Origin of the sequence: Allochromatium palmeri, assembly GCF_009720725.1 — a bacterium.
GTDB classification, from domain to species: Bacteria; Pseudomonadota; Gammaproteobacteria; order Chromatiales; family Chromatiaceae; genus Thermochromatium; species Thermochromatium palmeri.
In genome coordinates this window covers 1-19,312 of sequence record NZ_WNKT01000024.1, presented here as the reverse complement: position 1 = coordinate 19,312, position 19,312 = coordinate 1, and the positions used below count along the sequence as shown (strand labels likewise).

Annotated in this window: 13 protein-coding genes; 2 read left to right on the top strand and 11 right to left on the bottom strand. The window is 58.0% G+C overall.

Annotated features, from left to right (window positions below):
* Positions 1–8 precede the first annotated feature (8 nt).
* The 10 genes from GJ668_RS11715 to GJ668_RS11670 all read right to left on the bottom strand — a co-directional run bounded on the left by GJ668_RS11715 (position 9) and on the right by GJ668_RS11670 (position 13,653).
* The gene (locus GJ668_RS11715) at positions 9–1,214 is read right to left on the bottom strand and encodes a TIGR03087 family PEP-CTERM/XrtA system glycosyltransferase (protein ID WP_155450336.1); all 1,206 of its coding nucleotides are present in this window, start codon (positions 1,212–1,214) and stop codon (positions 9–11) included.
* Positions 1,215–1,226: 12 nt separating this feature from the next.
* On the bottom strand, positions 1,227–2,273 hold the full coding sequence (locus tag GJ668_RS11710) for a FemAB family XrtA/PEP-CTERM system-associated protein (protein WP_155450335.1): 1,047 nt from the start codon (positions 2,271–2,273) through the stop codon (positions 1,227–1,229).
* A complete protein-coding gene (locus GJ668_RS11705) occupies positions 2,270–3,118 on the bottom strand; it encodes an XrtA system polysaccharide deacetylase (RefSeq protein WP_186343063.1) in 849 nt (282 codons plus the stop codon). The genes GJ668_RS11710 and GJ668_RS11705 overlap by 4 nt, the downstream gene beginning before the upstream one ends.
* Before the next feature lie 33 nt (positions 3,119–3,151).
* Entirely contained in the window at positions 3,152–4,609 is a 1,458-nt protein-coding gene (locus GJ668_RS11700) for a TIGR03016 family PEP-CTERM system-associated outer membrane protein (protein WP_155450334.1), read from the bottom strand.
* Positions 4,610–4,626: 17 nt separating this feature from the next.
* Positions 4,627–5,634: an XrtA-associated tyrosine autokinase gene (locus GJ668_RS11695; RefSeq protein ID WP_246194816.1), complete on the bottom strand. Its 1,008-nt coding sequence runs from the start codon at positions 5,632–5,634 to the stop codon at positions 4,627–4,629.
* A 37-nt stretch (positions 5,635–5,671) separates the two neighbouring features.
* Positions 5,672–7,213 (bottom strand): XrtA system polysaccharide chain length determinant, encoded by a 1,542-nt coding sequence (locus GJ668_RS11690; protein WP_155450333.1) that lies wholly within the window; start codon positions 7,211–7,213, stop codon positions 5,672–5,674.
* 75 nt (positions 7,214–7,288) lie between these two features.
* Positions 7,289–7,873 carry an XrtA/PEP-CTERM system exopolysaccharide export protein gene (locus GJ668_RS11685; RefSeq protein WP_155450364.1) on the bottom strand — a complete coding sequence of 195 codons (585 nt, stop codon included), beginning with the start codon at positions 7,871–7,873 and terminating at the stop codon, positions 7,289–7,291.
* A 99-nt stretch (positions 7,874–7,972) separates the two neighbouring features.
* Positions 7,973–9,328, bottom strand: a complete 1,356-nt coding sequence (gene prsR, locus GJ668_RS11680; protein ID WP_155450332.1) for a PEP-CTERM-box response regulator transcription factor — start codon at positions 9,326–9,328, stop codon at positions 7,973–7,975.
* A gap of 27 nt (positions 9,329–9,355) precedes the next feature.
* The gene (gene prsK / locus GJ668_RS11675) at positions 9,356–11,452 is read right to left on the bottom strand and encodes an XrtA/PEP-CTERM system histidine kinase PrsK (protein WP_186343061.1); all 2,097 of its coding nucleotides are present in this window, start codon (positions 11,450–11,452) and stop codon (positions 9,356–9,358) included.
* Positions 11,453–11,475: 23 nt separating this feature from the next.
* Positions 11,476–13,653: an AAA family ATPase gene (locus GJ668_RS11670; RefSeq protein ID WP_186343060.1), complete on the bottom strand. Its 2,178-nt coding sequence runs from the start codon at positions 13,651–13,653 to the stop codon at positions 11,476–11,478.
* A gap of 361 nt (positions 13,654–14,014) precedes the next feature.
* Here GJ668_RS11670 and GJ668_RS11665 point away from each other — a divergent pair, with 361 nt between their 5' ends.
* A complete protein-coding gene (locus GJ668_RS11665; RefSeq protein ID WP_155450330.1) occupies positions 14,015–14,206 on the top strand; it encodes a hypothetical protein in 192 nt (63 codons plus the stop codon).
* A gap of 68 nt (positions 14,207–14,274) precedes the next feature.
* Here the strand turns inward: GJ668_RS11665 and prsT are convergent, their stop codons facing one another.
* Positions 14,275–18,009, bottom strand: coding sequence for an XrtA/PEP-CTERM system TPR-repeat protein PrsT (gene prsT, locus GJ668_RS11660; protein WP_155450329.1), 3,735 nt, complete (start codon positions 18,007–18,009; stop codon positions 14,275–14,277).
* Between the two features lie 208 nt (positions 18,010–18,217).
* Between prsT and GJ668_RS11655 the strand changes: the two genes are divergently transcribed.
* A complete protein-coding gene (locus GJ668_RS11655) occupies positions 18,218–19,135 on the top strand; it encodes a patatin-like phospholipase family protein (RefSeq protein WP_155450328.1) in 918 nt (305 codons plus the stop codon).
* The last annotated feature ends 177 nt before the right edge of the window (positions 19,136–19,312 follow it).

Below are 19,312 nucleotides of genomic sequence, written 5' to 3'. Positions count from 1 at the left end.
CGTTGAGTTCAGGCACCGTTCAGCAAGCCATCGAGTTGGCGCAAACTGGCCTCCCAGACGAAATCACGCTCGATAAGCGCACGCGCCGAGTCTCCCAGACGTGCGCCGTCCTCGCTGCTGGTCAGGATCTCGATCACGCTGCGCGCAAAGGCGTTGGCTTCATCGGCCTGCCGGACGTCACAACCATCTGCGGCCGGAATGCCCTCCAGAGCCTGCGAAGTAGCTACCACCGGACGCGCCATGGACATGGCCTCCAGCACCTTGTTTTGAATGCCGCGGGCGATGCGCAACGGAACCACGACGACCGAAGCATGCTGCACATAGGGCCGGATGTCGGGTACGCCACCCGTGACGCGCACGCCGTCCGTTCGTGTGAGTCCCTGGACGCGCGGGGTCGGATTCATACCGACGATATGGAACTCAACACTCGGCAGAGTTTGCCGAATCACAGGCAGGATCGATGCGACGAACCATTCGACGCCCTCGACATTGGCCCAATAGTCCATGGCACCGGTGAAGACAAGATGCGGTCCAGGCGTCGCGAAGGGCGATGGGCGCTCTGGATCCGCTGAAAAATAGGCCGTATCTACCCCATTGCGCAGCACCACGAGCGAAGCTGGATCCACTCCGGAGGCTCGCGCGAACAGCGCCGCTTCCTGCTGCGAGACGAAGAGACTAGCGGCGAAGCGCGTCGCCACCTCGCGTTCGAACGCCAGGAGCCGTCTGGACTCACGCCGATAGACCCAGGACAGTGGAAAGCGCTGGCTGAGGCTGTATTGGCGCCATTTGTCCGAATCCATGTCGACAAAATCGATCACCCGTCGCATGGACTCAAACTCCGGCCCGAGGACGAACTGGGCCATGGCCGACGAATAGACGAGCACGCGCCGGATGTCGTGCTCGCGCCTGACGTCACGGATCCAGGCCGGCAAGGTCGAGCCGCGATAATACGGCAGGGTCAGCGCCTCGCCGGTCAGCAGACCGGTCAGGCTTCTCAGCTTGGCTTGCCGAGGCGCAAGGCGGCCCAACCAGGCGCTGGCGCAATAGCCGCGCACGACATCGCAATGAACCAGATCGGCGTCGAAATCGACGAAAGCCCCAAGGTGCACCCGGTAGCGCGTGCTGAGATAGTCAAGCAGATGGAAGGAGCGGATCTTGTCGCCCTTATTGGGCGGATAGGGAATACGATGAACCAGAAAGAGCAGATCGTCCATGTATGGCTCCCGTCAACCCAGGCTTCTGGAGAGCCAGGGGCCCATCAGGCGGCTGAGCGGCAAGGGAAGACGCTTCCAACCCTCGATGAAAAGTCGATACTTGGGGTTCAGCGGATTGATGTCCGGAACCTGACTGGATCGGACCAGATGATATTCATAGCGCATGGATTCCGGCTCGAACCCCCAGTTGCGCTTGAAATCGAATGAACCCGTGCCACGCTTACTGCGACCAAAGTCAAATAGTCGCACACCGCGCTCACAGGCACGCCGCATGACTTCCCAGTACATGAAATCATTGGCCTTCAGTGCGCGCGCCTCTAGCGTGCCGCCTCCGTAATAGGGCAACACCTCGTCGCGAAAAAAGAAATTGAGCACAGCCGCCACCGGTGTTCCATGATGATGCACGGTCAGGGTTTGACAATCCTCGCCGAAGACGTCCTTGAGGACACGAAAATAGGTGCGCGAAAATACCGGCGTTCCAAGATTACGCACACTTTCGGAATAGATTCGATGCAGGGTCTCGATATCGGTATCGACCCGGCTCTCCAAACCAGCCTGTATTCCCTTGCGTACCATCGCCCGCTGCTTGCGCGGGATCGCCAGCAGATTATGCTCAGGATCCGGGTCGATCGGCTTGCGAAAGGTCACATAGAGATCTTTGCTCGGCCAGTCCGTATGGCGCGCCGAGCGGTAGCGCAGTTCCAGGTGATCGACCTTCAATGCTTCAGCCAGACGACAGGCTTCGGCATCCAACTGATTGGCAATTTCGGGCGATTCGCTCAGACTGCCGCCATAGACGCAGAACGGTGTCGAGACCAGCGCATTTCCAAACAACCGACTCCGGACATGGCCGAGTGGCAGCACGCCCAGAATGTCACCTGTCTCGGATTCGGCGTAGAGAAAATGGGCCGAGTGACCAAAGGCCTCTTCGAGAACCCGTTTCCAACCGGCACGATGAAAAAAAGTGCCGCCTGGCACCCGCTCGACGAAGGCATCCCAGCGCGGCGCATCCGCTGGCTCAAGACGCCGAATCTGAATCGAGGAGGCGGCGGACATCATGCGCTATTCCCCTGAGTACCGGCCGGCATGGACAAAAAAATACGGTCCATGCGATCCCAGTGAAAATCGCTTAGCAACTTCCGCCAACGCGATTCCATGCGAGCGAGATTGAGATAATGCCGAAAGCGTGTCTTGGGTGACAATCCTGGAATCCGGGGCTGTTCAGGGTCGATCTCCCAGGGATGAAAATAAAAGATCCCCGCTTGATTTTCGATGTGATTCAGCTGCCCGAAGGCCCAGCGCGAGAGACTGTAGGGATAGAGTCGAAAATAACCACCACCTCCACAGGGAAAACGGCGCGAACGAATTTCGACGGTCGAAATGGGGACTTCGATAAAAACGTCATCCCCTGGAATAGGATGAAAAACGAATCGCGGTGCATCAGGTACGCCATAGTGATCATGACGGATGGGATAGACACTGGAGCTATAGCGATAGCCTGTTTCACGCAAGACTTCATGTGCCCAGGGTGTCGAATCATCGATTGAATAGCTCGCGGCCCGATACCCATTGACCTCGATACCTGCTATGTCCTCGAGAAGACACTTCGTGCGGCGAGCGTCTTCCAGAAACGTGCCGCGATCCTGCCGATTGACGCGAACATGCGCATAACCATGGCTCGCCAGCTCATGGCCACGCTGAACCAGCTCGCGAATCAATCCTGAATGACGTTCGGCGACCCAACCGAGAGTAAAGAACGTCGCGGATACACCCCGCTCATCCAGGATATCGAGTATGCGGTGTAGATTGCGCTCGATACGCGCGGGTAAGGCGTCCCAGTCGTCACGCGAGACATGGGGCTCGAAGGCGGAGACCTGATAATAGTCTTCCACATCGATGGTCATGGCATTACGAATCATCCCCAAGCGTTGATCCCCCTACTGCCAATTGAGACGCAAGCCAAGCGTTACACGATTCTCTGTAGAATCCCCACCATCATCCCGAAAGCCATATTGAACGTTGACATAGGCTTGCTCAGACAGACGGCGCGTTAACCCAGCATCAAAGCCATACTCTTGACGATCAAGATCCGATTCATCATCGACACTGGAGTTGCGTTCCCTCTGGCTCCACTTCAGACCGAGATTGCTCGTCGTGTGAGTGCTCAAACGTCGCGACCAATAAAGGCGGGCCTGCACAGTTCCTTCATCTTTGGAGACATCGTCGTATTGACGTAAAACGTAACCCAAGGAAATTCCAAGCGAACTGCGCCGCGTCTGAAGCGTCCAGGCCGAGTCGAATCTGTTGCTGGTGTAAACGGAGGAATCCGGAGTAGCGGTATCGACTGGAACGTTCAACTCAGCTCCAGTGTCAGGGGTCACCGTTTCCCCGAAGGCATCCTGGAATTCATAGACTTGGTTTCCTAGACTGTCAGTGCGTGCATTCGAGATATCACGCTTATAGCTAGCGGTCCACACCGAACGCTTGCGTCGATAATCGATTTCGAGGCGTGGTGTCCAGCCAAAATAACGATGCCCGGATCCAAGTGTTACATCGGTGCGATTATTGGGGGTCCAAGTAACTAAACCCTCCCAAAGAGCTCCACTGGTTTCACTGGTTGACGCATAACTGTTGTCCTCATAACCGCCCAGGACATCGATTCGCCAGCGGTTATCAAATTGATAACCAACGCCTCCAGCAACTGTGGAAAAGCGATTTCGCGGACCATCCTGATAATCGATATACTCGTTTTCAGAAATAAAAGCCCACTGAAAATTACCCAAGGCCGGACCGCTCAGCAGATCTAGATTGGCTTGATAGCCCAGACTATCATTGCCTTCTTCACTGTAAAAAACACCATCATTTTCGAGGCGAATCGTAAGTTCAGCCTGTCGGCCAAAACGATTTTTGAAGTAAGGGGCAACAAGATATGTATAGGTATTTTGTAAATCATTAGAAGGATTGGTGGCATCCCATCCAGATGGATCAAGCGCGTTCTTTAGTTCTTGGCGGGTTGTCACGTTCGCATCGAGAAACAGGTGATCTTGATAGATTTCAGATTCAGCATTGAGCTGGAGTCGATTGTTGATCTTGTCGTCCGAATTCATGTTTAGGTAATGCAGAGCCTGCAACGAATAGGCTAGATTCAGATTCAATCGGCGTCCTTTACCTTGCAATACAAAGCCCGGCGTCAATTCAAAGAAAAAATCGCTGACTTTCCCTGTATCAGTCATATCGATGTTATCGCTATAGGTTCCCTTGAGAGCCAGCTGTTTGGATAACTTCCAGTCAGCTGAGAATAGAGGCGACGACAGTGAAAAGCCCAATATAAACAAAAAACACTTTGAGCGCTTTGTCGATAAGAGACGCGATGAGCTATTCACGATGAAAAACATTGAAGCCGATATCCAATTTATGGCGACTGTGTGGCCGACTTGGGATCGCTTTCGGCATCAGTGGCGTGATGACCATAGCCATAACCGTAGCCATAGCCATAACCTGCACCAAATCGATTGCCAAGCGTTGGGCGATATTTATTCAACAATAATCCAATGATTTTGTCTTGATTAAGTCGACTCAGGGCATCATTGACAGCATAACGTGGCGTTTGATCGGCCGCGACCACCATGAGAATCTGGCCCATCATCTCAGCAAGCACTGCGCTCTCGCTCGCTAACAACAGCGGCGGCGAATCAAAAATCACCACACGATCCTTATAACGTGCAGAAAACTGTTCCATGAGCTTTCCCATCTGCTCGCTCGCCAATAATTCTGTCGCTCGTTCGTGACGCTTACCAGCCGGTAGTACGCGCAGATTCGGAATATCGGTTCGAACAAGGGCCTCGGAGACAGTCATACCCGAGCCGTCGAGAATATCCAGCAAGCCGGTTTCGTACTTGATCCCCAACCGCTTAGCCGCTGAGGGTTTGGCAACATCACCGTCGACGAGTAAAACCGTTCGGTCGCGCTCCATGGCGATACTGATTGCCAGATTGATCGCCGAAAAGGTTTTGCCCTCACCCGGCAGGGCGCTCGTGACCATGATCAAGTTGGCATTATCGACGATATCCGCGCCCTTCTTGTCGATATTCATGAGAATCGGACGCTTGATCAATCGATATTCTTCGGCAAGCTGAGAGCGCTTTGCATCAGGAGTCAACCCACCTTTGAGGCGCAGTTGATCGAGCGCGAGCCGATGAAAGCGCCCCTCCTGAGTCGAGATCGACTCCTCGATATCTGATCCTGGAGGCGCGACCGGGCTGAGATCTTCCTGTACGGACGGAGACGACGATTCTTTGAGTTCCAGGGCACCTTCCTCCTGTCCTCCAGTCATTCCTGTCGTTCGCTGAGCGTCGTGGCCGCCCCCCAAGGTGCTGAGCCCATCGGCGTGCTTTGCGAGACTTTGCTGAATGGTGTTCATCGATCTGTCTAGTACTCACCGTGCCTGGATGACCAATCTAGCCTAGGAGAATGGGTAATCCCTTAGCCACAAAAATGAATCCAACGACCAAGCTCGCAACCGCCGCCACGAAGGGAATCAGCATCAAACGCTCCCTTCGACGCTCAGCGCCGGATAAAACGAGACCAACACTTCCAAAAACCGGAAGGCCGGTTTCTTGATAGAGGATTTGGCGATCATCATAGATCGGTCGCACCAGATCTACAGCGAGCGCAGCTGCCATACCTGCACCCAAAGCCAACAACAGCACAGCAGCGGTCAAGGCGAGGCGGTTCGGGGCCGATGGCTTGGATGGCACGAACGGTGGATCGACGACACGGAACTTGGCGCCTTCCACGGTTTTCTCGACCTCAGTGGAAAGCCTGGCCGACTCGCGCCGCTTCATCAATTCATTATGCTGTGCAACAACCGTTGAATAATTCCGGGTCAATTGTTTGAGCTTGGCCTCAATCGTCGGAATGCTGTCAATTTTTTCGCTGAGTTGCTGGGTTCGCTTGGAATAATCTTCGACGCGAGCGGTCAAGGCGGCGACCTGAGCATCGGCCTCGCTGAGTGCGACTCGCAGATTGCCATAGACAGTATCAGCACGCACATTCGAGGCTAACTGTGATCCGCTACTGCTCGCGGTCAACTGCTTACGACTTTGCTCCCGCAATTCATCGATTTGGCGTCGTAACTCAATCACGATTGGGTGACGCTCCGTATAGCGCAACAGGAGCTCATCGAGCTTCGACTGCATGGCCGCAACACGTGGATCCTCGATTTGTTGTTGCAGCGGCATCAAATCGAAGTTGTGCTGGATCATCTGATCCTCATTTTCGATTTGATAACTAAGCTCGTCGCGCCGCCAAATCGCTTCGCGCAAGGCGAGCTCGGCATCTTTGAGTCCAGCTTTCGCCTCCTCGAGCGTGGTGTAGTAATTGACCTGCTCTCCGGGCAACACACCGGCGTTCTCACGCTTGAAATCCGCGAGTTCCTTTTCCGATTGCCTCAAACGTGACTCATAGTCAGCGATTTCCTGGTCAAGAAAGCTATGCGCCGTTGATGTCGCCGCCTGGTCTCCAGTGAGCGCTTGCTCGATGAAAATGGAAACGACGGCCTGAACGACCTGTTTGGCCAGCGCGGGATCACGATGCTCGAAAGCGACGTTGTACAGTGAAGGATTTGCACGGTCACCACTAATCTGAACTTTGCTGCGCAAGTCGTCGAGCAGCACTTCCTTGTCACGCTCGGTGCGGACGTTCAGATCGAGGTCGCTCATCCGCGCAATCCGTTCCAGATTCGGACGACTAAGCAACATTCGGCTCATCAGCGCCACGCGCTGTACGAGGTCCGGTTGGATCGCCAGCCCTTGCAGCAATGGCCTCAAGACACTGTTTGTATCCACAAACACCCGTGCCGAGGCCTTGTACTCGTCGGGTAACTTGGCAACATAGACCCAGCCCGAGATGGCGATCAGCCAAGCCACCGCAATAGCCAGCCAGCGATACCGCCAGATCCCCCGGACATAGGAAAAGACTTGTAATAAAAGTTCATGCATGGCGACTGCTCGCTCGTGGGCCTATCATCCAGCCGCTGGAGTCTAAAATGTCGATGACGCCCACCGCCAACCCGATCAGAACCAGGACTCCGGGATGATCAGGATGTCGCCCGGCAACAGACCGACGTTCTCCTTGATGCGCCCGTCGCGAATCAGATCGTCCAGACGGACGGCGTATTGGTGCTGTTTTCCATCGGTATAGCGCACCAGCACGGATTTGTTGCCGGCCGCGAACTCTGTCAGCCCACCGACCTCGATCATCAGATCAAGCAGGGTCATATGCTTGCGGAACGGTACGGCGGCGGGTTTCATCGCCTCGCCAATCACCCGGACCTGCTGACTCGGCAAGCCCACGAAGCCATTGACGATCACGGTGACGACCGGGGAGCGCACATACACAGCAAACTGCTGCTCGAGATCGCGGGCCAGTTGCGTCGGCGTCTTGCCACTAGCCTGGACATCCTCGATCAGTGGCGTGGTCAGCATCCCGTCAGGTCGGACGGGTACGCTGCCTGAGAGTTCCTCGAACCCCAAAACAAAGATATTGACCTGATCGCCCGGAGCAATCTCGTAGAAATACCCCTCTTGAACCGTCAAATCGCGTTGATCGGCTGGAACGGGCGGATATTTATCCTTTTTGGTCGCGCACCCCGTGGTCATCACCAATATGATGGACGCCAAAATCAGCGCGGCCCGCCAAGTCAAGGATCCAAATCGAGCGTTCAAGGCCTTGTCTCCTTAAAAATACTGGAGTCGAATTCAGTTCGGCTTCAGGTCGAACTTTTCGAGTAGGCGGTACAGGGTTGGGCGCGTGATGCCCAACAACTGAGCCGCTTGCGTCATGTTTCCGTCAGCCTTGGCAAGTGCCTGACGCACGGCACACAACTCAGCCTGGTCACGCACATCCTGCAAACTCAAGGCGGATCGGTCGGCTTGCGTCGGTAATTCGAGATCCTCGACCGATAACTGGCGCTCTTCGGCCATGATCACGGCGCGCTTGATGCGACTTTCGATCTCTCGCACATTGCCCGGCCAGTCATACGACTCGATGGCGCTCAGTGCGTCCTGCGTGAAACCACGGATCGAACGCTTGAATTCGTCATTATACTGGTCGAGAAATGCCCGGGCCAGAACGAGCGCGTCACCTTCACGTTCACGTAGCGGCGGCAGGCGAATGGTCACTTCGCTGATGCGATAGTATAGATCCTCTCGAAAGACCCCATTCGCGATTTGTGACCTGAGATCGCGGTGTGTTGCACAGACGATACGCAGATCGACCGGAATCTCCTGCCGTCCGCCCACGCGCTCGATCACGCGCTCTTGCAAGAATCGTAACAGTTTGGCTTGCAGCCCCTGCGGTAAATCGCCGATCTCATCCAGGAACAGCGTCCCACCATTGGCGTGCTCGATCTTGCCCAGAGTCTGCTTGACCGCGCCGGTAAAGGCCCCTTTTTCGTAGCCGAACAGCTCGCTCTCCAGCAAAGTTTCAGGGATCGCTGCACAATTGATGGCAACTAACCGACCCGAGCTGCGTGAACTCTTTTCGTGGAGCGCGCGCGCGAAAAGTTCTTTGCCCGTACCGCTCTCCCCCAGGATAAGCACAGTCACATCTGTGTCTGCAACCTTGTCCACGGCCTTGCAGGCGTGCAGCATCTGTGGACTCGTGGCGATGACACCCCGCAGCGGCGTATCCACTTGCGACTGCTGTAGACGGCGATTCTCGGACTCCAGCTCATAGAGACGCTGCGCCCGCTCGACGACAAGCGTCAGTGTACCCGCATCGATCGGTTTGGCATAAAAATCATAGGCACCCAGCTCGATGGCTTTGAGGGCATGTAGACGATCATCGTTACCCGTGACCACGATCACCTTGGTCTGGGGCGCCAGCTCGATGATCTCAGCCAGCGTCGCCAGACCCTCGCTCACCCCGCCCGGATCCGGCGGCAACCCCAGATCCAGGGTGACGACACCGGGTCTTTGGCGCCGCACCTGGGCCAGGGCCTCGCGACGATCCGAGGCCAGACTCACGTCGAAGCCATCGAAACACCAGCGCAACTGACTTTGCAGTCCAGGATCGTCTTCAACGACCAACAATGGCTTGACCGGCGCTTTCATCAGTTCCTCCGCGAGAAACCCCGTCCTTCAGGGCGGGGTAGTTGACCAGGCAACCTCGGGCGCCTGGGCGGACAATGACTGCGCGCCGGCGGCTTGCGGATCTGCGGCGGGAAGCCGGATACGGAACAGTGACCCAACCCCGGGTTGACTCTCAACCGTCAGATCACCGCCCAGCAAGCGTACCATTTCGCGAGCTTCGAAGGCGCCGATGCCCATACCTGTCAGGCCCTTGGTCGAATCAAACGGACGAAACAGCCGATCCCGTATGAATTCAGCCGTCATCCCCACACCATCGTCCTGGATCTCGACGCGATGGATGCGCTCCTCGCGCCGCACGCGAATGACCACTGAACCATCCGGACCCGTGGCCTCGCAAGCGTTCTGGATGAGATGCCCGAAGATCGTGCGTAAACGCTCCCTGTCACCCATCACGGCAGCCGCTCCGTCGATGTCGGTCTCCAAGCGCGGCAGCGGCGGACGATCAGAGTGTCGCGTGATCGATTCATGGAGGACTTCGAGCAGATCGACACGCACCGCCTCCCCACCGCGCACACCATTGCGCAGTTGCTCCATTAAGCGCCCCATGCGCTCGACCGAACTCTTGATCGTACTCAATACGTCATCCATAAAGGCCGGATTGTGCCGATGCCGCTCAGCATTCGAGAGGATCAGTGCTTGCTGAGCCAGCAGGTTCTTCAAATCGTGCGCAACATAGGCCGCCAGTTGGTTGAATGCCTCGAACTGCCGCGCGTGCATCAAGGCCTGGTCGGAGAGATATTGTGCGATAGAGCTCGCGGCCTGACGACCCGCTGTCTTGAGCAAGGCGCGATCCTCCCAGTTGAAGGCGCGCTTGGTACGCGAATGCAGCAAAACGACGAACCCACACAGAACCCCACGATTGATCAGCGGAACAACGAGCCAGGCGGTTGGGGATCCACTCAGCCAATCCGGTATCTCCAGATCCTGATACACCGTTGGATCGCGACGCCACTCATCCAGATCGATGATCCAGCTGGAGTTCAGGAGACCACGCACCATGGAATCATCCTCACCAATCATGGAGACGGACGGCTCAGGGTGATTGATCCGCTCCAACAGCTCGAAGCCGCCCGTGTCGTTGCGCACCCACAATAGACCCCCTGGACTGTCGATGATCTCACCGAGCGCCCTGACGACCGCCTCGGGCAAACGCCGGCTGCCGACTGACAGCGCCTCGGTGAACTTCAGCCATTCCTCGCGATAATCATATTTGAAGCTGAAAAAGTGTTCACTGACCAGGATGCGCAGACGCGACCGCCATTGTCCGGAGAACAGCAACAGCACCAGCAGCATAGCGGCTGAGAACAGGAAGGCGATCTGCAGCACCGCGCTCCAGGCCCCGCCGAAGAGCCGGATGTAATAGCCGGCCGCCGCCATCGCCATCAGATAGAGTCCGGCACCCGAGAGCGTCGCAGAATGGAACACGACATGGCGCGATACATGCAGCTCGACCGACCAGCTCGGATTGCGCGCCGCGGACACCGCAATGAGCGGCACGATCAAGGCGTTGACCAGTCCGCGCGCCTCCCAGACCGGTTCTGACAGTTGGCGCATCAGTAACCCATCGGAATAGAAGAAGAGATCATAGGCAAAGACAGCGCCCAGTCCCAAACACAGATGCTTGATCCCCCAGCGGCGCGCCGGCAGCCGGTTGCGAAAGACCTGTTCGACGAGCAACAACCCGAAGACGGCCTGTAGAATCCAGCCGAGCAGCCTGGCATCCAGGGCAAAGGAGGTTACAAGCCAGGGCACCAGCAGCGTTAGAGCACCCGCGACCAGCAGGACGAGTCCGGTCACCCAATTCCACACGCGCCGACCCGCCTGATCCGCCTCATCGGTCAGAATCACGGTGAGAAATATGAACCATCCAGCATTGTGCGCCAATTCAGCGCTACTGATCGCCAGCGATGGCACCGCCCAACCCAGACTGACCGCCAGGCCAACCAGAACCCAGCAGAGCGTCGACACCACAGCCAGGAGCGCAAACAACCCCATCAAGCGTCCCCGCCAGGCCGTGATCAGCAGCACAGCGAGTAACAGATAGGCCAGGGCGGCAATCAGGTAACTGAGGGTTCCAATGCTCACAGATCAAGCGCTCGGTCAATCCATCAGTCGGGAGTGGCGCGCGTGCGCATCTCGGGGCGCAGAACACGCACACGCACCAGACGACTCGCCCGCTCTGAAGTCATGCCTTGCACGACACCATCCCGTGTCGGATCGAGCGGTCCCAGTCCTTCCACCGACAAGCGCTCGCGCGAGATGCCTCGCTTGACCAGGTAGGCCGCCACGCTTTCGGCGCGTCGTCGAGAGAGGGCAAGATTGTAGCGCTCGTCACCAATTTGATCGGAAAAACCATGGACCTCGGCGACCGTGCGGGGCGTCTCGTCCAGGATCGCGATGATCCGGTCGAGATCCTTGTTGAAAGCTGCCGTGATTCTGATGCTATTGAAATCAAACAGGACGTCCACGGTCACCGGATCGAACGGCGGCTCGATTACTTGAATCGGCGCTTCCGGCACTGGCACTGTATCGACCTCTGGCGGCACATCGGCCTCTAACGACGCGTTACCGAGCGTGTTTGCCGCCGTTTCTGAGACCTCAAGTGCTTCTGTCACAACCGGCAGCGTAGATTCGGGCACGGGCACGGAGTCTGGGTCTGGCATGGAATCGAGGTCGAGGACGATCTCAGCGTCTGGCAACTCAGTGGGCTGGCGTGGCTCAGCCTCGACAAAGGGGCCTGATACCAAGGCTTCGGATGTCTCCGCCATCTGGCCGGGCCTGGATGGCTCGGTATCGAGATCACTGCCTGGCGCCGGATCACTGGAGTCAGAGTCAATGGGACTAGAAGCGGCTACCTCGGTCGTCGAACCATGCGTCTCGTCGGCGTCCAGGCCTGTTGTGATACCGGCTTCGCGGCCTTCAAGTATCGGCAAGACGCGACTTTCGACCCAGGCACGCGCTGATCCGACGAGTCGATGGGCCGTCTCGGGATACAACCAATACCACCCTCCCCCGCCAGCGGCCAACCCGAACAACAGGAGTCCAAAGAGGATGAGGCCGACTCTGGAGGATCGACGTGGCCTGGAGTCCGCAGATGGCCAGGTCTCGACTACGGACTCATCGACCGGATCCTCCACCCTGTCTGGCTCATCGGATGTGTCCCGATGCCACAGGGGGGCATCTAACTCGGCTGGAGTCGCGCTCGATTCGGGCCCTGAATCACCCATTGGCTGGGAGAGGACAGGCGTGGGTGGCGGCGCGATCGGCTCATGGAGGCTTGGCTGATCGATGGGCGTGGCGGCTTTTGCACTCGCCGGCGGCTCACTTGGCCGTGGTCGACTCAGCCCTTGGTCGATCAGCGACCAGTCATCACTAGCGCCGGATGGCGAATCCGCGCCATCGACGACGCCACTCGCCAACCCAGCACTCAAGGTCGCGGTCTTGATCGGCCGATGTTCAGGTGGTGCCAAGCCCTCCTCGTGCAGTTCAGCGATGACGCTTCGGACGTCGTCTATACCCAGCCGGTGCAATTCAAGGCTGAAGCCACGCAGCAGCAAGCGATTGCACACAAGGTTGATCAGGCGTGGAATGCCGCGACTAAAGGTATATACCTGCTGTAAAACACCTGGGTCGAAGGCTGGATCACCAAGCCAACCCGCGCGCTCAAGGCGATGACTGACATACCCAACCGTCTCTGCCGGTGTGAGCGGCACAAGCGCCCAGGATGCCACGATCCGCTGTCGCAGCTGATCCAGGCTCTCGGTTTGAATCAGATCGTGCAATGGTCGTTGGCCAACGAGCAGGATCTGCAACAGTGGTTTACCGGCCTGCTCAAAATTGGTCAGAAGGCGCAGTTCCTCCAGGCCAGACACTAACAGGTCTTGCGCCTCGTCGATGATCAAGAGTACGCGTCGACCCGCGCGGTGTTGGGTAAGGAGAAACGCGTTCAGCTGGATCAACAGACTCGATTTGGTCCCGACCGGAACCCCCAGACCGAAAGCGTGTGCCGTCATCCGCAGCAGATCCTCAGCCTCCAGGCGACTGTTTGCAACCAGCCCGATCTGCATGTTGGCGCCTGTCGCCATGAGCCTGGCCTGTAGATCCCGGATCAGCGTCGTCTTGCCCATCCCAGGATGGCCTGTGATCACGACGAATCCCTCGCCACGCAACAGGGCGTATTCGACATAGGCCCTGGCCTTGGAGAAATTCGCATGGTCGAAACAAAAAGCGCGATCCGGCGTCAGCCGAAAAGGATCGGCGCTGAATCCGTAGAAGGCCTCGAACATTAAGCACTCCATATCGCTGACAACACTGGCACCTCGATCCTACGAGCTGTCATGACTGACATCGAAACTGCCAAAATCCGCCACCTAGTCAGAGCGCTCAATCCGTTCCGCTCGCGATAGACATCAGTGAAACCCTCGATATCCAGGACTCACTTGACGTGAAAGCCCGCTAAAAAATAAAAATTAATATTAAAAATCAAGGCTTTAATCTTCGCACCAAGCCGACTTGGTGAAATGACACCATGGAAGACTCAAAAGTTGGAATGCGCTATGCACAACTCATCGTGATCACCCATGAAGGGCCTGCCAACCCAGGGTTTCGGGTTAACCACCATCTTTGTACACATGGATTGATATCGATATGAGCAACAACAACGCGCCTATGATGCAAGAACCCGATGTCAGCCAGCGTATCAGCTACTACGAGCAGGCACTGCAAAACATCAGTTCTCCATCTTCGTTTCGTGAGCAGGTACTGCAGAATGTCTACCAGTGTCTGCTGACCAATTGTCGGCAGCAATACCAAGCCCCAAGTGTCGCCCTCAGGCACTGAAACGATTTGCAAGACGGCGCCACACCCTCATGTGTGTAGCGCCGTCTCGGCTTCAGCACATCAGCCGGTCACCCCCCCTTCAACTCTCGTAGCAGGGTCTCGGCCTCCGCGCGTTCAGGGAAGGTCCGACCGCTCTTCAAAACCGCTTCCAGGGTCTGTTCGGCCTGGACTCGCTCACCGGCTTGTTTCAGGATTTGTGCCTTGTGGAACAAGAGGCTGGCATTGTCGGCATTCAGATCCAGGGCTAGATCGATCATGCGCCGTGCTTCAAGCGTTTCACCTAAGCGCGCCAGGATTACGGCGAGGGTATCAGCAATGTCCGCCGACTTCGGTGCGGTCGCGTGCGCCTGTCGCGCATACTCGAGTGCTCGCTTGAGATCCCGCTCCTGGAGCAGCCAGGCCAGATTGTTGAGTACGACCGGATTGCCTGGACTCTTCTCCAGAACCATCTCATAGCTTTGGATGGCTTCGTCATTACGTCCCGTGTTTAAATAGAACTGAGCCAGCTCGAAACGAACAGCGACATCCTCGGGATGCAAACCAAGCCAGTCGGCCAAGAGGGTGCGTGCACCTTCCGGGTCATCGGATTTGATTCGTGCTCGCGCCAGCAGAACAGCGCTCTGCACGCTCGGTGCTTGATCGAAAAATCGCTGATAGTGATTCAGCGCCGCTGGCAGATCTCCGCGGGCCTCGGCCAGATTACCCTGAAGCAGCAAGACGCTTGCGTTGTCCGCTCCCATGACGGCTTCGAGCGCGGCGATTCTCTCGGCAGCCTCGCTGAAGGTCTTGCGCGCGATCGCCAGTCTGGCCAGTGCGTTCAGCGCGGCGACGGACTGAGCATCGACCGTCAGTACGCGTTGCAACAGTCGCTCGGCCGCATCGAGATGCCCGAGTCCAGCCTCGGCGCTGGCAAGAGCCAGCAACACGCGCGGCTGATCCGGCTTGAGACGATTGAGTGTGTTCAGCGTGTCAAGTGCGGCCTCATAACGCTTCAACGCCAGCTCAGCCTCAGCCTTCAACCCTAGCAGGTTGAGATTTTCGGGGGCCAGAGTGCTTGTCTCGCGGAGCGTTTCCAGCGCGTTTTCCGGGTATCCCTGACGCAGTTGGAACGCAGCCAGCAAGAGTTTGGGCTGAATCGCGAGTGGATTGGCCGACACGGCCAGCGTCAGGTGACGCTCGGCGGCTTTCGGATCCTTGTCGAGCAATTCCAGGCGCGCTAAACCGACCAGAAGTGCGATGGCGCTTGGATGCTGTGCCAGGCTCGCCTCATAGAGGGTCCGCGCCTGCGCGAAGTCCTTATTCTGGATCGCGATCGAGGCCAATCCAGTGGTGGCCGAGATGTTCCCTGGCTCCAGTTCCAAGGCACGCTGGAATGACTGAGCGGCTTGCTCGGGCTGCTGCCCCCGCAGATAGAGGGTTGCCAACAATAGATTCGCGCGAACCGAATCGGGTTGGCGTTCGCGCAATTCCAAGGCCGCCTTGAGGGCGCCATCCGGATCGCCGTTGCGGACATAGCCGAGAATCATCTGTTCAGCTGCGCCGCGCAAATTTGGATCGGCATCGAAATCGACCGCTCCATCGCCCGCTGTGAGCAACTGTTGGAAGACCTCGTTCGCTGCCGATGGATTGCCCTGGAGTTGTGCCAACTGTCCCTCGATGAGCAGCACATCGGGGTGAGTGTCGCCCAACAAACGCTTCAGATTGCGCAACCCGCGTTCAGCTCCCGCTGTATCCTTGTTGGCGAGGGCAAGACGCGCCAGCAGGTTGGCGGCCGGCACTGAATCAGGCTCCAACTCAAGCGCCTTGTCGAGCTGCGTCTGGGCTAGCGCGACTTCGCCCAGATTCGCCAAGGCATTCGCCAGAGCGACACGAACCTGTGCGTTATCAGGCGCCTGGGTGACGAGTTCTTCGAGCACCGTTCGTGCCGCAGCGAATTCACGCAGCGACAGATTGGCGTCGGCCATCAAACCAAGCACCATCGCGTTATCCGGAAAATCGCGACGCAGCGCCGCGAGCAGTTCCAATGACTGACCCGGATCGCCGATGCGCTGATAGTAGGCGGCCAGATAGAGTTTGGGCAGCAAGGCCGTCGGATTGCGCTCGACTGCCTCGTCCAGATAGGCCTTGGCCGCGTCGGTATCGTTCTGCGCCATGGCCAGCCGCGCCAACAGCAGGCGCAGGCGATCGTCCTCAGGATGGTACTTGAGGCTGTCGGCGAACTGAGCGCGTGCGGTCGTTATATCGTCCTCTTGCAGGGCCAACGTGGCCAGGCCGGTAGCGGCAGCTAAATGACCAGGTTCCAGCTCCAGCGCCTGACGAAAGGCCTGTTTGGCCTCAGGAATCTGTTTGCGCTGGAGATAGACGGCGCCCAGCAACGCCTGCGCCCGCGCTGATGAGGGATCGCGATCACGATACTCGGTCGCCGCGCTCAACGCCTGATCCAGATCGCCGCTGGCGACATAGCCCAGAACCAACTGCTCGGCAGCCCCTTGCAGGGTCGGATCGCGTTCGAGCGCCTCGCGCAGGGCTTTCAATCCCTCCTCGGCGTCCCCCTGTCCCAGCAAGGCCGACCCAAGTCGCGCGCTGGCAGCGGCCGAATCAGGGAGTACCAGGCTGACGCGTTGCAGATAGCTCACGCTCTCAGCACGCTTGCCCTGCATCATGAGCGCGCTTGCCAGCAGATCCATCGCGCCCGTGTCCTGGGGGGCCTGCTCGACCAGGTTGCGCGCCAGACGCTCGGCCTCTGAGGCTTCACCCAATTGCAGCAGGGCCATGATCAGCATCCGCTGTGTCTCGATGTCCTCGGGTAAAGCTGAGGCCGCGCGCTGCAAGTGCACACGCGCGCGTGCCGGTTCCTCCAGGGCCAAGCGGGTCGCGCCGGCAAGTCGCACCGCTGGAATGTAATCAGGACTCGTACCCAGGACGGTATCCAGACGTTCGATTGCTTTGGCGTAATCCTGGCGCGTATAGAGCAACAGGGCCTCGGCATAGTCGATGAGCACATTGCCTTTGATGCGCGCCTGCAAGGCCTTGATGTCTTTTTCAGCTTCGTCGAGTTGGTTGGCCTGAATCCGCACATAGGCGCGGTTCAACTGGCTTTCAGCGGCCTGCCGCGCATCCGTCATCGCGCGCGTGAAGGCGGCCTCTGCCTCACTCAGACGTCCAGCGGCCCGTTCGATTTCGCCGAGCAGATTCTCGGCCACGGCGTTGGAAGACTCGCGCTTCAGCACCTGCTCGACCAGACGGCGTGCCTCATCGAACGAGGACTCCCGTGCTTTCACGCGCGCCATGATCAATGTGGCCGGGGTTGACTCCGGCTGGGCCTGCAAAGCGGCTGTGGCCGCGGCCTCGGCCTCGGCCACCTGCCCCTGAGCCAGACGTGCCTCGGCTTGAACGGCCAGGAGCGCGGCCTGCTGTTCGCCGGTCAGATCCGACGGTACCGTCAACGCGTTCACGCGATCGTATTTACCCTGCCCCAGCCAGGATTCGGCCAGCCAGGGTTGGACACGCGACGCATCGGCACCCAGTTGCAGCGCGCGCTCGAGATCCTGCTCGCCAGCCACTGGATTGCCGAGTTCGACGAGTGATCGACCCAGACCGATCCGGGCGTCCAGGTTGTCCGGCTGGGCCAGCAACACGTTCTTATATTCGATGACCGCCTCGCGGAACTCACCACGGGCCAAGGCCGACTCGGCACGCGTTAAATGCTCCTCGGGTGAAAGCTTCTGACCGCAACCTCCGATCAAGGCCGCGGCCAGGATGGCCGCACCAATTCCAAAGCGACTCGCGTTCGATGATTGCATACGAATGTCCTCAAAATTCCTGGATCTTCCTCGTCACGGCGGACTCCACGGGTTCGGATTAAAACACAGTCATCCAGCGAATGCATGAGCCGTCGGATCTCGGGTCAGCGGACACTGTAAAGAATTCGAACACCCTCCAGCGGACGTCTTGCGTCGAACGCGACAGGGTTAGAATACGTGACCAATTTCTCTCCTTGGCGGCCAGCCCATGTCAGATCAACAGGCACAAACGGCTCCCTTGAGCTCGTCCACCCAGACGGACGCGACCACGGATCTCGGCACGGTCGTCCCCATTTTGGCTGGTGGCGGAACACGCCTGCCCGCCCATGTCGGGGTCATCCAGGCGCTCGATGAGCTGGGCGTGATCGACGAACACATCGTGGGGGTCTCGGGTGGTAGCATCGTCGCCGGTCTGCGCGCCGCCGGCTGGTCAGCGGACGCGATGAAAGAACTGGCACTCGGGGTCGATTTCAGACAGTTCCGGGATTTCAGCCTCTATCAGCTCATCTTCCACGGTGGTCTGTCGTCGGGCGACGGATTCGAGCGCTGGATGGACGCGCAGTTGCAAGGTGCGCGCTTTAAGGATCTGGCTATGGATCTGCATGTCATCGCCACCGACGTGCGCAATGGCGCTCCGGTCATTTTCGACCGCAAGAGCCAACCCGAGATGCCTGTCTCGCGGGCCATTCGCTATTCAATGGGCATTCCGCTGCTCTTTGCCTACAAGGAGCACAATCAGCATCTGATGGTCGATGGCAGCATCCTCTCAGAAGATGCGCTCAGGCGCGACTGGTCGGGTCAGGGCACGCCGACCTGTTGTTTTCGACTGCGCGCCAGCGAGACCGTTGCGCCACCGAAACGGCGGTGGCTGCCACTGGCGGATTATCTGCAAATGCTGATGCGGGCGTTCATGACCAGCCTGTCGCGCGAATTCATCCAGGATGCGTTTTGGAACTCGACCGTCGTTATCGATACGGATGGCATCTCGCCGCTGGAATTTCGCCTTACGGTCGATACCAAGCTGGCGCTGTATCGTGCCGGCTATGACACAACACACCGTATTTTTCCCGACAAGATGCGGCGCTTCGCGGCCGAGCGTCGTCGTCACATGTCTAATCCAAGTTAAGGAGCACTTGCCGGATAAACCAGACTGGACTAAGGAAACGCTGAACAATTCCGTTTTGGCGAAGGGGTCTGAGTGATACCCTTGTGCCCTGTGTTCTCCACCGCCCTCAGCCTGACGACGATGCCCAAGAAACGCGCCCCGAAGCCGAAGTACCAGACCCGCCGTGAACGGTTCCTG

Coding starts and splice junctions, on each gene's coding strand:
- GJ668_RS11715 (WP_155450336.1), bottom strand. CDS start 1,214: ATGGACGATCTGCTCTTTCTGGTTCATCGTATTCCCTATCCGCCCAAT.
- GJ668_RS11710 (WP_155450335.1), bottom strand. CDS start 2,273: ATGATGTCCGCCGCCTCCTCGATTCAGATTCGGCGTCTTGAGCCAGCG.
- GJ668_RS11705 (WP_186343063.1), bottom strand. CDS start 3,118: ATGACCATCGATGTGGAAGACTATTATCAGGTCTCCGCCTTCGAGCCC.
- GJ668_RS11700 (WP_155450334.1), bottom strand. CDS start 4,609: ATGTTTTTCATCGTGAATAGCTCATCGCGTCTCTTATCGACAAAGCGC.
- GJ668_RS11695 (WP_246194816.1), bottom strand. CDS start 5,634: ATGAACACCATTCAGCAAAGTCTCGCAAAGCACGCCGATGGGCTCAGC.
- GJ668_RS11690 (WP_155450333.1), bottom strand. CDS start 7,213: ATGCATGAACTTTTATTACAAGTCTTTTCCTATGTCCGGGGGATCTGG.
- GJ668_RS11685 (WP_155450364.1), bottom strand. CDS start 7,873: ATGACCACGGGGTGCGCGACCAAAAAGGATAAATATCCGCCCGTTCCA.
- prsR (WP_155450332.1), bottom strand. CDS start 9,328: ATGAAAGCGCCGGTCAAGCCATTGTTGGTCGTTGAAGACGATCCTGGA.
- GJ668_RS11670 (WP_186343060.1), bottom strand. CDS start 13,653: ATGTTCGAGGCCTTCTACGGATTCAGCGCCGATCCTTTTCGGCTGACG.
- GJ668_RS11665 (WP_155450330.1), top strand. CDS start 14,015: ATGAGCAACAACAACGCGCCTATGATGCAAGAACCCGATGTCAGCCAG.
- prsT (WP_155450329.1), bottom strand. CDS start 18,009: ATGCAATCATCGAACGCGAGTCGCTTTGGAATTGGTGCGGCCATCCTG.
- GJ668_RS11655 (WP_155450328.1), top strand. CDS start 18,218: ATGTCAGATCAACAGGCACAAACGGCTCCCTTGAGCTCGTCCACCCAG.